Origin of the sequence: Dorea sp. BIOML-A1 (assembly GCF_009875615.1) — a bacterium.
In the GTDB taxonomy this organism is placed as follows: domain Bacteria; phylum Bacillota; class Clostridia; order Lachnospirales; family Lachnospiraceae; genus Dorea_A; species Dorea_A amylophila.
The window spans coordinates 1-13302 of the sequence record NZ_WWSA01000010.1 but is presented as its reverse complement, the minus strand read 5'-3'; the positions used below and the strand labels follow the sequence as shown (position 1 = coordinate 13302).

Sequence of the window (13302 nt, the reverse complement as noted above, 5' to 3'; positions counted from 1 at the left end):
CTGTTTTACAATTCCTTTTGTAAAACAGACACTTTTTCGTATCCTGTTATTCTATTGATTTACGAATTCTTTAATCTTATCGCGTTTATCAATCTGTAGTTTTTCCAGAATTCCGGAGACATAATGCTTCACCGTATTCACAGACAGTCCCAAATGTTCTGCAATCTCCTGGTTCGTCCAATCACGGCACGCCAGCATGGCTATGGAAAATTCCAGCGGGCTCAGAAGATCCGTCACTGCCTTTTGCATCTTGGGATTGTGAATCTTCATCCAGCCACGGCTGAATGCAAGTACACCATCTACAAGCTTCTTGTACATTTCCGGCTCTTTTTTCCGGATACAGACTTCCAAAACTCCCTGCAGCAGACCATGATACTCGATAAATGGTTCCATGAATTTGTCCGCTCTTGCCCACTCCCATGCCTGGCTCACCGTCTGAATCGCCTCTTCTTGTTCTTTCAGATTGATCTGACACATTGCCTGCACACAGCCCAGATAAATCATGGAGATCGGGTATACTCCGTCTGCCATCAGAAATGCACCCTGCACAACACCTTTTGCCTTAGCATAATCCTGTCTCAGATAAATCTCATGCGCCAGAAGGCTCACCGCAAATAACCGCTGTCCGATTGGCAGATACGGAATGTACTGCTGAAGCGGCGGTGTTCCTTCCTCCGGCGGTATATGAAGAAATGTGCTGATTACATAAAATGCGAACAGACACGCCGCCTTTACATTCACAGGCGTGTCCTCCTGCATTGCCCATGTCAGACACTGATGCACATCTTCCCTTGTATGCTGTGCTGCCTGAGAATCTCCAAGTGTAAGATTCGCAAATGTGTAAAGCATATCTGCCGATAGCCGAAGCATCACATCATCGTGATCCAGATAATCTTTTATCGTCTCCACACATCTTTCTGCCTGAGCTGAGAAGAAATAATATTCTCCCTGTGCAATCTGTGCCAGTTCCTTATCTTCTATTTTTTCAATTGCTTCTGCTGCCTTTCCCGGTTGAAATGCACTTCCAACCAAAGGAAGGATGACTCTGTCAGATATTTCCATTTCTTTCACCACTTCTTATAAAATTATATTTTCCGTCAATATAGTCTTTAATGTCGACAGCAGCTTATCAACCTGGATCGGCTTTGCTATATGACCATTCATTCCGGCCGCAAGCTTTGCGACAGCTTCTGCTTTTCTTGCCTTTTGTAAAAGTACAAGGATAATGCTCATTATGCTAAGTACAAATAATCCTACAGCGACAAAAAAAGCAAGCATATTGTCTTTTACAAAATCAGAAAATGTTACTTTATCTGCAGTACTGTCATAGATGGCAAGTGCACTCGTAAGCATATAAATCAGAGAGACTACAGCCACACAGATTCCAATCAGACCACCGAGCAGCCGGATTCGTTTTTCTTTTTTCTTTCTCTTAATATCCAAGATCATCCACCTCCAAATACTTCTGGGGATCATCCAGATATTTTTCAATGATTTTCAGAGATATGCCATCCTGACGCATCTCTTCCAACGTATAGATCAGTTCCCTGTGTCCGAGACTGATCAGATTTTCCAGTTTGGGGATTCTCTCATCCATCCGGTTCAGGAAGATTCCCTCCGGTTTGGTTGTAAACTGGACGGCCAGGTTCTTTCCCTCCAGGTCACTCAGTTTATAGATATCGCTGTTCTCATTTACAGCAACCACCTGGCGGCTTGCGATGTACGGTCCCGCCCAACGGTAATCGTCAAAGCGTCCTTCCATGGAAAAACATCCCATAATACAGTCAATCTCTCCACCAGTTCTTTTTTCTTCTCCCAGTTAATCTGTACAACATCCACCTGATATCCCATTCTTTTGAATGCTTCTGTAGCCAGTTCTACATCTATACCAGTTGGTACACCATCCTCATTCAGATAATTGTATGGAGGATAGTTGTCGCTGCCGAGCATAATGACCGGCTTTTCTGTCTCTTTTTACTACTGTCTGTATGTTTACACCCTGTCAGGGTGACCGCTATAATTCCCACAAGCAGAATGCCTGCGATCACTCTTTTTCCTTTCATTTTCTTTTCACTCCTGCTATAAAAAAACAGCACTGCTAAACAAGCAGTGCCTACTATTATCTGCAACTAGCTGCCATTTTACAGGCCCTGTAGCTTTGCGTCGCAGACTTTCGTCTGTTTTGCCACAAATGTTTCCTTTATTCTACCATGTCATGTTTTTTCTTGTCTATTCTTTTCTGCTTTATAGCAAAATTTATAGCAAAATTTCTTTACACACATCAATCCATCCACATGCCCCGGCGACATCTTCCAGTTCCGCAATTGTAAGCCTGACTGCACTGTGATCATTGCCGGCTGCCGGATAGACTGTTTCAAAACGTTTTAATGACTCATCCAGATAGACTGTGATTCCCTCTTTAATCCCAAATGGACACACTCCGCCCGGAGCATGTCCAATATATTCTTCTACTTCACCAAACGGAATCATCTTCGCCTTTACATGAAACAGATCCTTATACTTACGGTTATCAACCTTCGCCGTTCCTTCTGTCAGGATCAGTATCGGTTCTCCATCAACCAGAAATGACATCGTCTTTGCGATCATTCCCGGTTCTACACCAAGTGCCTCTGCTGCAAGCTGCACCGTTGCGCTTGATTCTTCCAGTTCAATGATGTGATCTGCATAACCTTTTTCTTCCAGATACTTCTTTGCTTTTTCTAATGACATAATTCATGCTTCCTTTCCTGCATACCCTAAAAAAGGGTAGCAAAAAAGCGGGTGATGGGAATCGAACCCACGTATCCAGCTTGGAAGGCTGGTGTTCTACCATTGAACTACACCCGCATCAACAATGCTCATTTATAGTAGCATGGAATTTTATGAAATGCAAGTACTTTTTTAAATTTTTTTAATTTTTTTGATATTTAACTCAATTTCATATCTACAAGACCTGCCACTACTAATTCTCCTATTTGCAATATTTTTTCAAAGTGCTACAATATGTAACCGAAAAAATATTACATCAAAGAAGGTATATGATATGTTCCAATATTATCTGATTCATTATTTTAATTTTAAGAATGCCGGAGGCTTCATGCTTGTCTCCCTGCTCTGCCTGATCGCAGTGCTTGCGATCGTTGTTCTGGCAGCAAAGTTTAAGAAACACTATAAACTTAATACACAGGATCTGACGCCAAAACAGATCCGGAAGCTGAACCATATCCACAAAGTAAAAGAAATCTCGCTTATTGAAAGCTTTTATGAGATGGTATTTTCCAGTACTTCGGTACTGTTGTTCCTGTCTCTTTATTATATTATCGATGAGCGGATCCCACAGGCTGCCTTTTACTGGCAGAAATACCAGAACATTATCTTACTTTTATTTCTGATATTTTCTGTATTTATGACAAACTGGTTCGATATCCTGTTTGTTCCGTTAACTGCAATTCCGACCAGACAAAAGGCGTCCGTGCGGCTGATCTCTGCCTTTTATATTATTCTGATCTTATTATATATCAAGTTCATCTACCATGATTCGAACTATGATTCACTGATCATGTATTTTATCACACTGGCAGTCGGCCGTTTCCTGTACTTTGATTCTACACTGGAAGATATCAAAGAAACACTGCAGGGTGTCGCAAGAAATCTGCCGCTTCTGGTACTGATGGGAAGTTATTCCGCCATCGTATGCTGGTATGGATTCCACTGTGGATTCCTGTTGACTTCCAACGGTGTGATCCTTAGTACGCTGCTGGCGCATCTTTTTATGGATGTATCGATTTTTGTGCTGGATAAGACGCGGTTAGTGAAATTATTTATTTAGGCTCACGCTCATTCACCAACCGCTCCTTTTTAATAGCGATCAGTTCAAAATACCTTTATACCGTTCAATCTGATATTTTAATACATTACGTTCCATCGAATCCGGCTCTGTATCCAACCAATCCAGAGCCGAATTCACATCGACAGAAAACCCTTTTCCAAAATACTCCATCATTTTTTCATGCGAACCAGAAAACGGCCGGGCTACAACTCTTTTCACATTATCCGCAATAGGAAAATGCCGGTTTACACTCTGATTTGCTGTCAAAAGTGCAATTCCGTTATCAAAAATCGGTGCCGGTGTAAATTTGTCTCCATTCATAATAATCGCAAGATTATTTAAATGCCGGTCCTCATTCAGACAGATCATATCCAACATAAATATCTTACTTAAATATTCTTTTACATCTAATTCACAGCTTTCTTTTATAAATGACACCACATATTCTATCCTTTCTTCCATCGTATCCATATTTCCGATTACTTTTGAAAGATCTTTTCCTACTTCGTTGTAATATAATCTGTAAAATGTAATCAGTTCTTCTTCTCCAGTCAGGAAATTCCTGCTTCTGCATCCAGAACTTCCATTAATTGTTCCCTCTTCATATGTGACATATTCTGAAGTTTTTAATGACGTAAATTCCATAAATTTTGATACCAGATATTCTGCACGTCCTTCATGTCCTCTGTTATCCTTTTTATACCAAAAGCCATCTTTTCTATATTTTATCTGTGTTCCCTCACTGGTTCCTTCTTGAATTACAATAAACTCATTTCCAATTTCTTCTTTGAACATCTTCTCACCTTACCAATACATCTTTACTGGTCAATTTTTCTCCCGGAAAACGAAACCAAATAAAATCATTATAACTTACTCCATGTGTTTTTCTGACTATTTCATAAGGATTGTATTCTGATAATCCCAGATGATTTAGAATTTCATTGATATCCGGTCTTCCCTTCTCCCAACATCTCATTTCCATAATCTTTCCCAGTTGAAAACGCGTCATCTCTTTTGATGCAAATAATTGTTTTCCCGGATTCTCCGTATAACGCGATACAATGACTTTCTTTTTCTTTACATATACTCTCGCCGTAATTTCATCTTTCCAATATACTTCAAAAGAAAAATTATTCATAACAGGTTCTTTTTTTTCCCTTTTTTTGTAATACTCCATCATTTTTTCCAGACTCTCAATATTCCACTCTAATTCTTTGATTTCTTCTGTCAGACATTCTATTTTATTTTGTTTTTCTTCTATATCTGCAATTGTTCCCGGAATTACAGGACCTAAATATTGACTGTTCACTTTTCCCGCCCTTTTGCACTGTGCATAATAATATAATTCCCCATGAATTTTTTTAATTGTAATGTTTTTTCTTTCTTCTTTTGTGTCTTTTAACACATTTTTCTTTCTTGTTAACTCCTGCTCATAATACAATTTTTGTTCATTTAAACTTTTATATACATTTTTCATCTCCATTATACTATCACCCACTAATATTTTAACCTACTTTTTTATTTTTTTCAATACAAGTAGGTTACAAATTATAACGCACAATATTTCCAGAATTACAATACTTCCGGCAATCGCTCCGACCGGATAATGAAAGGTAAAATAAGAAAGCTGTTTTCTCATATAAACGTCGATTCCTTTTAGTATGATTGTTCCAACTAACGCTACAAGGCCTGCGATAAGCAGTACATAATAGCTGCCTTCCAGCAATAACAGCTTTCTTTCCTGCCGGCGTGTCATTCCAATCTTTCTCATAATCTCCAGTTCTTTTTTCCTGCCCACAATTCCTGTAAACATAATATTAAAATAATTAACCAGTCCGACACACAATAATATTACACTGATACTTCCGAACATAATTCTGTTTCCCCGGATGTAGTCTGCATTTTTCTGCATAAGATCTGATCTTGCAATGTAGAAAATGCCTGCTTCTCCTTCGCCGTCCAGGCTTGTCTGTGTATTGCTTTTCCGCCGCTGGTTTTCTTCCGAAAGAATCTTCTGGATTTCATGCATGATCTGTTTTTCTTTCTTTTTCTCTACGTCTAATTCCATGTAGAATGTCTTTCTCTTCGTTGATAACCTGCTAAATCCTTTTTCACTGACCAGATAATAGATATCTCCTTCTGCACCATGCCAGGTCTGGTGGATCTCCGGAAAGCCGTCTGCCTGGTTATCCAGATAGCCGCTTAACGTATATTCTGTAGACGGCGTTTCTGCTTTTATTATCTCATCTTCCTTGTCTCTTTCTTTGTCCGTCATGGAATTCCACCGGATACACGTTTCTTTATTCTTTAACGGAGATAAACATACCGTTTCTCCCACTGCTTTTTCTGCCTGTCTTTCCTGCTTTTGTGACAACTTATGATCATGAACAATCATTACGCCTGTTCCGGCTTCCAGACTGTTCATATCGACTTTCAGTTTGTTCTTCTCCACATATGTTTTTAATGCTTTTAACTCATTTTCACTGACAATCTGAACAGTATCTGCATCCAGTCCTTCGATCATCTTTGCCCCGGATTCATAATCAGTACTGCTTTCTTCTGCATATTCCACATTTTTTCCCAGATAAGTATCCTTTTCCAGTGGACGTAGTCCATCTCTGGATATGCTGGAAAGCATATAGGCTCCTTCGGTTATATAAGATTTCTTTTTCTTCACACCGTCAAGATTCCACAAGCGGTTCCGCACCTTTTCGGATATCGGTGAAAATTCACCATATTCATTGTCATATAAGAGTTCGAAATTATCTCCTTCTGATTTCATTGGATCTTGATCCGGCGACTGTGTCTGATATTCTGTCCCGCTTCCCTCTTTTTTTGCAAACTCACTGAATTCCCCTGCGATCAGGAAATCCGGTCTCTGATTAATGATATTCGCATAATCACTTCCAGTTGTGATCACCATAACGATCAGGAACATTTCTATTCCAAGGAACATTGAAATGACTGTGATGACAAATCTCTGCCGGTATCTTGTGACGTTTTTCCACGCCATAAAGCACAGTTCCTGTGTTTCGCTTCTTTTTTTCTTATTAAAAGTGCCTTTTCCCAGGTCGTTCCTTCTACGATGCCTTTTCTTTCTTCCGGTCTGCTCCGTGTAATGCATTCCCTCTATACAGGTTCTGTTTACCGTCTGCCTGATCACCTGTTCCGATGCCCCCAGAATTACCAGTAACGTGAAGGCTACCGCTAACAACAAGATTTCCATCCGAAAAATCTGCAGTTCTTCCGCTCCTCCATACCCATTCAGATACTGCCTTCCCACTAGTTCCGGTATCAGATATCGCAGCAGCAGAACCGACAAAACTGTCCCTGTAATACATCCCGGCACTATCGTCCGCATGATCTGCCGGATATAGATCTTACGGATCTGCTTTTTCGTTGTACCGATCGTATGAAGCAGCGCCATCTGCCGGATATCGCCCGACATGGATATCTGCATCACATTGTAGACAAGTAAGAATATTCCGCAGATAATCACAACGGCCTCTACTACTGCCATCCCGTAACTTCCCGTCATCTCTTTTACGGCCCGGTTCTTTGCCGTATCTGTCGCAATGATCTGTTGGGAATTGTCCTTCATCGGTACATCTTCATATAATTTTTCTTCTGTATCCTTCCAGTCCATGTCATTCGACTGACAGATCAGAATATCCGAACCTTCTTCGATATCATACCCCCAGTCTTTCAGTTTCTTTTCTGACACATATCCGATTGCTTTGCTTCTTCCATTATCTTCTGTATAAGCACTGTACCATCCAGATAATTCGAACTCTTCTTTTTCCATCTGAAAAAAGCTGATTGATACATCAAGTGCTATCTTCATCCCTCTTTTCGGATTATTAATTCCCAGCTTTTTTAATGTCTTTACCGGAAGCATGATTTCCTGCTGCTTTTTGGGATAGGTTCCATGGACACCGGTATAGGCGGGCTTCATCATCTTTTCCCATGCAGTCTGATCCAACACTTGTATGGAACAGATAGATTCTTTCTTTCCGGATTCTGTGGCTTCACCCATTTTCATTCTTCTTCCGGTTTCTCTTACATATCCTAAGGAACGTGCTTTTTCATATTGCTGCTTTGTTCCCTCTTCTATGTAAGTGGATGCCGTTGTTCCATCCATCCGAATATTTTTCGTATATTCTGCATTTATTTTTCCGTAAGCCGTGCCAAAGACAAATGTCAGTGTAAGAATACATAAAACAACTGCTCCCATAAGAATCCGGTTTCTGCCTCTATTACATTTTCTGATTGCTTCCGAAAGCAGCCGGATCACGTTCGTATTGTTATTCGGTGTAAATCCATTCATTTCATTACACCTCCGCATCGTATAATTTTCCGTCTTCCACACGCAGGATACGGTCTGCCATCTGTGCAACTGCTTCCTGATGGGTCACTATAATGACCGTCTGGTGAAATCTTGCGGCACAGGTTTTTAATAGTGAAATTACCTCCATACTTGTGACAGAATCCAGATTTCCTGTCGGTTCGTCACACAAAAGTACCGCCGGTTTTACCATCAGTGCTCTTGCAATAGCTGTCCGCTGTTGTTGTCCTCCCGACAGTTCTTCCGGAAGGTTCTCTAACTTTTTTTCAATCTTCAGCGTTCTGACAATATCTTCCAGTAATGTCTCATCTATCTCTGTGCCGTCCAGCCTGAGTGGAAGAACAATGTTCTCATATACATTGATGACCGGGATCAGATTATATTGTTGAAATACGAATCCGATATTCCGTCTCCGGAAGATCGTGCGTTCATCTTCCGTCATATCTTTCAGACTGTTGCCGCGTATCCAGACGCCACCTGCAGTGGGTTCATCCAGGCCGCCCAGGATCTGAAGTAATGTCGTCTTCCCGCTTCCTGATGTACCGATGATTGCCAGGAATTCCCCTTCTTCTACGGACAGACTCACTCCGTCCAGCGCATGGACTTCGTAATTATCTGTCACATAATATTTCTTTAATCCTGCTGCTTTTATCATTTCCATAAGATTTTTCTCCTTGCTCATAGTTGTGTCTATTTCGTATACAGAACTTTCACATATCTTCTACAGCATACAGGACAAATCTAACAAACTTCTAACAGACCGGAAGATTTATCTCCATCATCAGGCCGTTTTCCGGATATCTGCTTTTTGCGATTATATATCCGCCATGAAGGCTTATAATTTTTCTTGCCAGATAAAGCCCGATTCCATAGCCTTTCTGTGTCGTCACGTTCTTGCCTCTGTAGAATCTCTGGAATACCTTATGCTCTTCTCCTTTTTCAATTCCAAGTCCGTTGTCTTTTACAAGAATCTTTGCACACATTTCATTCTTCTGGACTATCATTTCTATGGTTCCGCCAATCTGACTGTATTTCACGCTATTATCCAGAATATTATCGATTGCTTCTCCGAGCCAGTTGGCATCATGCGGACAGTTGACTTCCTGCGGCAGCTCTATTCGGAATGCAATCCGTTTTTCTTCTGCCTGCTTTTGAATTCTTCCAAGACAGTTTCTCACGGTCTTTAACAGATCTGTCTCTTCTTTTCGTACCTGAATCATGTTCTGCTCAAGTCTGGACATCTTCACGAATCCTTCTGTCAGGAATTCCAGTTGTTGTTCTCCGGATCTCATTGCATTTAGATAGTTATCCACATTTTCATCCGTCTTTGTCCCGGTTTTACTCCATTCTTCCTCTAATAATTCCTGATATGTCCTGATATTGGCAAGGGGTGTCCGCATCTGGTGTGCAATCTCTGAAATCAGCTTCTGGATCTCATCTTTACTCTTCTCCGCAGCTTCTGTCCGTCCATTTAACATTTCCTGGATCCTTACCAGTCTGGATTCCAGTCTTGCATATAATGTCTCTTCCCCTGCTTTTGTTTCCCGGATCTTTTCCTCTCGCAATATCTTTTCCATACATTCTGCCAATAACTTAAGTTCTTTCTGTCTGCATTTTCCCTGATAAACATATATGGCAGTTCCACCCAGAATTACTCCTGTCGTTACTGCCACTACGATTATTATGATATTCATTCTTTTCTCTTCCTTTTTGTATCTGCCATTACTTTTTCAGACGCACTCCAGCTTGTATCCCAATCCAAATACATTTTTCAGATATATCGGTGATCCTGCATCTGTTTCTATCTTTTTCCGCAGGCGGTTGATCGTAACACTGACGGTATTATCCACTACAAACTGGCCATCCAGTCCCCATACATATTCCAGGATATTTTCTTTCGTCAGTACATTTCCCTGATTGTACATCAGATATTCCAGCAACTGATATTCTCTGGCTGTAAGGATAATTTCCTTTTCGTTCTTGTATACTTGCTTCTTATCAGGAAATAATATTATTTCTCCGCATGCCAGTTGTTTTTCTCTGTTGTTCCGTCCGATCACTGCCTCTATGCGCTTTAGAAGCACTTTCATGGAAAATGGTTTTACCACATAATCGTCTGCTCCTGTGTCAAATGCTGTCAACATATCCGTTTCTTCGTCTCTTGCTGTCAGGAAAATGGCCGGTATCTCTGCCTTTTCCCGGATCTTTTTGTAACATGCAAGTCCATTGCCGTCCGGAAGTCCAATGTCAATGAGAAGAAGGCTCTCACTGCCTGTAATTGTAGTAAGAGCCTCTTGTTTTGTGTATGCGGATACAGTCTGATAGCCTGCGTTTTGCAGTGCTGTTTTGAGTGCCTGATGTAATAATGTGTCGTCTTCTATAATTCTGATCGTCATATATTTTCTCTCCAATCACTACGTTCTTTCCATATATTTTTCCGTGTGTTTATTCATCCATACAAACACCCCGACACAGATGACAATAGACACCATCGATCCTGCCGGTGCCGCACACCCCATCGGAAATAATGTATCCGGAAAATGCGTTGCCGCATAATAAGACAGTGGAATTCTGGCACATACGATAGATATGGAATTGTGGATAAATGATACGATAGACAAGCCATATGCATAAAAATATCCACTTAAACAGAAATGCACTCCTGCAAATACGCAGTCCCATGCATAACTTCTTAAATACTGTCCTCCAAGTATCTGTACTGCACCGTCATTCGTAAATAATCCGACAAATGGAACAGATAGAAACTGCACGATCGTTGCCGCAGCTAATCCGTATCCTACTGTCATGTACAATACATACCGCAATGTCAGACGTGCACGGTCATGCTTACCGGCACCGATATTCTGCGAAGCAAGTGCCGATATCGTTGACAGCATCGAAGATGGTACCAGGAACAGTATTCCGATGATCTTTTCCACAATTCCTACAGCCGCCGCATCATTTAATCCACGCTGATTGGCAAATATCGTGATTGCGATAAAGGATATCTGTATAAATCCATCCTGTAATGCAACCGGCACACCAACTTTTAATATGTTTTTCATCGTGTGCCTCTTCGGCCGCAGATCAGACCTTCTTAATTTGATCCCTGTGCCTTTTTTAATGATCACTGTCAATGACACGATAACACTGACTGCCTGTGCGATGGTCGTTCCAAGTGCGGCTCCGGCCGCATCCAGTCCCATCACTCCGATAAACAGATAGTCCAGTCCGATATTCGCCGCACATGCTACCGCAATAAAGTACATCGGACTTTTCGAATCCCCGATTCCTCTGAAAATTGCACTGATAATATTATAGGCCGTAATAAAAGGAATTCCTATAAAGCAGATGGTCAGATAACGGATCGTCCCCTCTACGGCTTCAACCGGAGTAGACATTACACTGACGATCGGTCTGACTGCTGCCAGTAATATGATCATAAGTATGATCGCAATTCCCATGAACATCGTCGCAGTATTCCCTATCGTCTCCGATGCTTTCTTGTAGTCTTTCGCACCAATACATCGTCCGATCATAACCGTCGCTCCCATTGCAAGCCCCACGATCATAACTGTCAGCATATGCATGATCTGACTTCCGATCGATACCGCCGTCGTACTGCTGACACCGCCAAACTGTCCGACTATAAATAAATCTGCCATACCATATAATGTCTGCAAAAAGTACGATAACAGATATGGCAGTGAAAAATAAATGACTGTTTTAAATACACTTCCTGTTGTTAAATCTCTTTCCATATTGTAATGTCCTTATCTTTAGAAATACTCATTTCTTAATTCTATTCCCAATTACAAAGTTAGTCAACGAGTGAACTACCCATTGTCTAAAGCCAATGGGCTTCCTGCTTCGCAGACCTCGTAACCTACTATCTCCACAGGCGTTAATTCGGGCAGTCCCTGCCCTATATTGTTATTTTTATGCTATTTGTCTTAATCCTTCTTCCAGTATATTTTTTGCTGCGTTGATATCCCTGTCATGATTTGTTCCACAGACAGGACATGTCCATTCCCTTACTGATAGATTTTTTGTCTCTGTATTTTGGTATCCACAGACTGAACACAGCTGACTACTGGCATAGAATGTGTCTATTTTGACATATTTCCTGCCATTCCACTTTGCCTTATATTCTAACTGTCTTGTCAGCTCATACCATGATACATCACTTATAGACTTTGCCAAACGGTGATTTTTTACCATGTTTTTTATCTGCAAATCTTCCGAAACTATCACTTGGTTTTCGCTGATAATCTCATGGGACATCTTGTGCAGATAATCTTTTCTGGTATTTGTTATTTTTTCATGGCATATTGCTATCTTTTTCTTTGTTTTGTAGTAATTTTGACTTCTTTTCTCTTTATGGGCTAACTGCCTTTGCAGTTTCACCAGTTTCTTTTCGTATTTTCTGATGATTTTTGGATTTTCGTATTTCTTTCCAGCAGAAGTAATACATAACTCCTTAATACCTAAATCTATTCCTGTATTTTGTTTTATATGTGGCAGTTCCACGTGTTCTGTTTCCACTAAAATTGATACATAATACTTTCCACTCGGAACTTGTGATATCGTTGCCGATTTTATCTGTCCGATAAAATTTCTATGCAGTTTTGCTTTTATTCCTTTTAATTTAGGCAGTTTTACTCTATTGCACCCGAAATCTACTGTTATATTGCCATTCGTAAAATTTGTTGTATATGACTTATGATTATTGTGTTTACTCTTAAACTTCGGATAACCTGCGTGTTCCTTGAAAAACTTCTGGTATGCAGCATCCATGTTGTAAATCGCATTTGTCAGAGCAAATTTATCCACTTCTTTCAGCCATTCATACTCTTTCTTTAATTGTCTATTGCAGTAATTGTTACAGTCGGTTTTACTAACTGTTTTTTTCTCTTTCTCATATACTTCTTTCCGGTATGCCAGTGTCTGATTATATACAAAACGGCAACAGCCAAATGTTTTTGCAATCTGTATTTTCTGCTCATTATTTGGATATATTCTATATTTATATGCCTTTAACATCCACTGTCACTTTCTTTCTCAACCTTGATTTTCTATATATCTCTTCAGCATTTCTTCCGATACATTTCCTACACTACAGGCAAAA

Annotated in this window: 12 protein-coding genes, 1 tRNA gene, 1 pseudogene and 1 riboswitch; of the genes and pseudogenes, 1 reads left to right on the top strand and 13 read right to left on the bottom strand. The window is 40.4% G+C overall.

The annotated features are described in order from the left end of the window. Window positions 1-51: 51 nt before the first annotated feature. From GT508_RS05790 to GT508_RS05770, 5 genes and pseudogenes are all read right to left on the bottom strand, one after another. Complete coding sequence (locus tag GT508_RS05790) at window positions 52-1062, bottom strand: response regulator transcription factor (RefSeq protein WP_161143756.1); 1011 nt, start codon at window positions 1060-1062, stop codon at window positions 52-54. A gap of 15 nt (window positions 1063-1077) precedes the next feature. Further along, entirely contained in the window at window positions 1078-1443 is a 366-nt protein-coding gene (locus tag GT508_RS14600) for a hypothetical protein (protein ID WP_243144074.1), read from the bottom strand. After that, window positions 1433-2063: pseudogene (locus GT508_RS15035) on the bottom strand (substrate-binding periplasmic protein). The gene GT508_RS14600 and the pseudogene GT508_RS15035 overlap by 11 nt, the downstream one beginning before the upstream one ends. 58 nt (window positions 2064-2121) lie before the next feature. Further along, a riboswitch (cyclic di-GMP riboswitch) is annotated at window positions 2122-2197 on the bottom strand. A 59-nt stretch (window positions 2198-2256) separates the two neighbouring features. Beyond that, entirely contained in the window at window positions 2257-2730 is a 474-nt protein-coding gene (locus GT508_RS05775) for a YbaK/EbsC family protein (protein WP_028086734.1), read from the bottom strand. Between the two features lie 46 nt (window positions 2731-2776). Further along, window positions 2777-2847, bottom strand: a tRNA-Gly gene (locus GT508_RS05770). Window positions 2848-3043: 196 nt separating this feature from the next. Here GT508_RS05770 and GT508_RS05765 point away from each other — a divergent pair. Further along, window positions 3044-3829 (top strand): hypothetical protein, encoded by a 786-nt coding sequence (locus GT508_RS05765; protein ID WP_161143755.1) that lies wholly within the window; start codon window positions 3044-3046, stop codon window positions 3827-3829. 39 nt (window positions 3830-3868) lie between these two features. Here the strand turns inward: GT508_RS05765 and GT508_RS05760 are convergent, their stop codons facing one another. The 8 genes from GT508_RS05760 to tnpB form a co-directional block, all read right to left on the bottom strand. Beyond that, window positions 3869-4624 (bottom strand): hypothetical protein, encoded by a 756-nt coding sequence (locus GT508_RS05760; protein ID WP_117598553.1) that lies wholly within the window; start codon window positions 4622-4624, stop codon window positions 3869-3871. Window positions 4625-4628: 4 nt separating this feature from the next. Further along, a complete protein-coding gene (locus GT508_RS05755; protein WP_161143754.1) occupies window positions 4629-5312 on the bottom strand; it encodes a hypothetical protein in 684 nt (227 codons plus the stop codon). A gap of 27 nt (window positions 5313-5339) precedes the next feature. Beyond that, the gene (locus GT508_RS05750; RefSeq protein ID WP_161143753.1) at window positions 5340-8156 is read right to left on the bottom strand and encodes an ABC transporter permease; all 2817 of its coding nucleotides are present in this window, start codon (window positions 8154-8156) and stop codon (window positions 5340-5342) included. Between the two features lie 4 nt (window positions 8157-8160). Then, complete coding sequence (locus GT508_RS05745) at window positions 8161-8835, bottom strand: ABC transporter ATP-binding protein (RefSeq protein ID WP_161143752.1); 675 nt, start codon at window positions 8833-8835, stop codon at window positions 8161-8163. A gap of 91 nt (window positions 8836-8926) precedes the next feature. Further along, window positions 8927-9868 carry a sensor histidine kinase gene (locus GT508_RS05740; protein WP_161143751.1) on the bottom strand — a complete coding sequence of 314 codons (942 nt, stop codon included), beginning with the start codon at window positions 9866-9868 and terminating at the stop codon, window positions 8927-8929. 36 nt (window positions 9869-9904) lie between these two features. Further along, window positions 9905-10570 carry a response regulator transcription factor gene (locus tag GT508_RS05735; protein WP_161143750.1) on the bottom strand — a complete coding sequence of 222 codons (666 nt, stop codon included), beginning with the start codon at window positions 10568-10570 and terminating at the stop codon, window positions 9905-9907. 18 nt (window positions 10571-10588) lie between these two features. Further along, the gene (locus GT508_RS05730; protein WP_117598558.1) at window positions 10589-11935 is read right to left on the bottom strand and encodes an MATE family efflux transporter; all 1347 of its coding nucleotides are present in this window, start codon (window positions 11933-11935) and stop codon (window positions 10589-10591) included. Between the two features lie 178 nt (window positions 11936-12113). Beyond that, window positions 12114-13217, bottom strand: coding sequence for an IS200/IS605 family element RNA-guided endonuclease TnpB (gene tnpB / locus GT508_RS05725; RefSeq protein ID WP_055282764.1), 1104 nt, complete (start codon window positions 13215-13217; stop codon window positions 12114-12116). Window positions 13218-13302: the final 85 nt, after the last annotated feature.

What these genes read in the sequence shown, in the direction of transcription:
- GT508_RS05790 (WP_161143756.1), bottom strand. Translation starts at nt 1,062, where the DNA reads ATGGAAATATCTGACAGAGTCATCCTTCCTTTGGTTGGAAGTGCATTT.
- GT508_RS05745 (WP_161143752.1), bottom strand. Translation starts at nt 8,835, where the DNA reads ATGGAAATGATAAAAGCAGCAGGATTAAAGAAATATTATGTGACAGAT.
- GT508_RS05755 (WP_161143754.1), bottom strand. Translation starts at nt 5,312, where the DNA reads ATGGAGATGAAAAATGTATATAAAAGTTTAAATGAACAAAAATTGTAT.
- GT508_RS05760 (WP_117598553.1), bottom strand. Translation starts at nt 4,624, where the DNA reads ATGTTCAAAGAAGAAATTGGAAATGAGTTTATTGTAATTCAAGAAGGA.
- GT508_RS05765 (WP_161143755.1), top strand. Translation starts at nt 3,044, where the DNA reads ATGTTCCAATATTATCTGATTCATTATTTTAATTTTAAGAATGCCGGA.
- GT508_RS05740 (WP_161143751.1), bottom strand. Translation starts at nt 9,868, where the DNA reads ATGAATATCATAATAATCGTAGTGGCAGTAACGACAGGAGTAATTCTG.
- GT508_RS05750 (WP_161143753.1), bottom strand. Translation starts at nt 8,156, where the DNA reads ATGAATGGATTTACACCGAATAACAATACGAACGTGATCCGGCTGCTT.
- GT508_RS05735 (WP_161143750.1), bottom strand. Translation starts at nt 10,570, where the DNA reads ATGACGATCAGAATTATAGAAGACGACACATTATTACATCAGGCACTC.
- tnpB (WP_055282764.1), bottom strand. Translation starts at nt 13,217, where the DNA reads ATGTTAAAGGCATATAAATATAGAATATATCCAAATAATGAGCAGAAA.
- GT508_RS05730 (WP_117598558.1), bottom strand. Translation starts at nt 11,935, where the DNA reads ATGGAAAGAGATTTAACAACAGGAAGTGTATTTAAAACAGTCATTTAT.
- GT508_RS05775 (WP_028086734.1), bottom strand. Translation starts at nt 2,730, where the DNA reads ATGTCATTAGAAAAAGCAAAGAAGTATCTGGAAGAAAAAGGTTATGCA.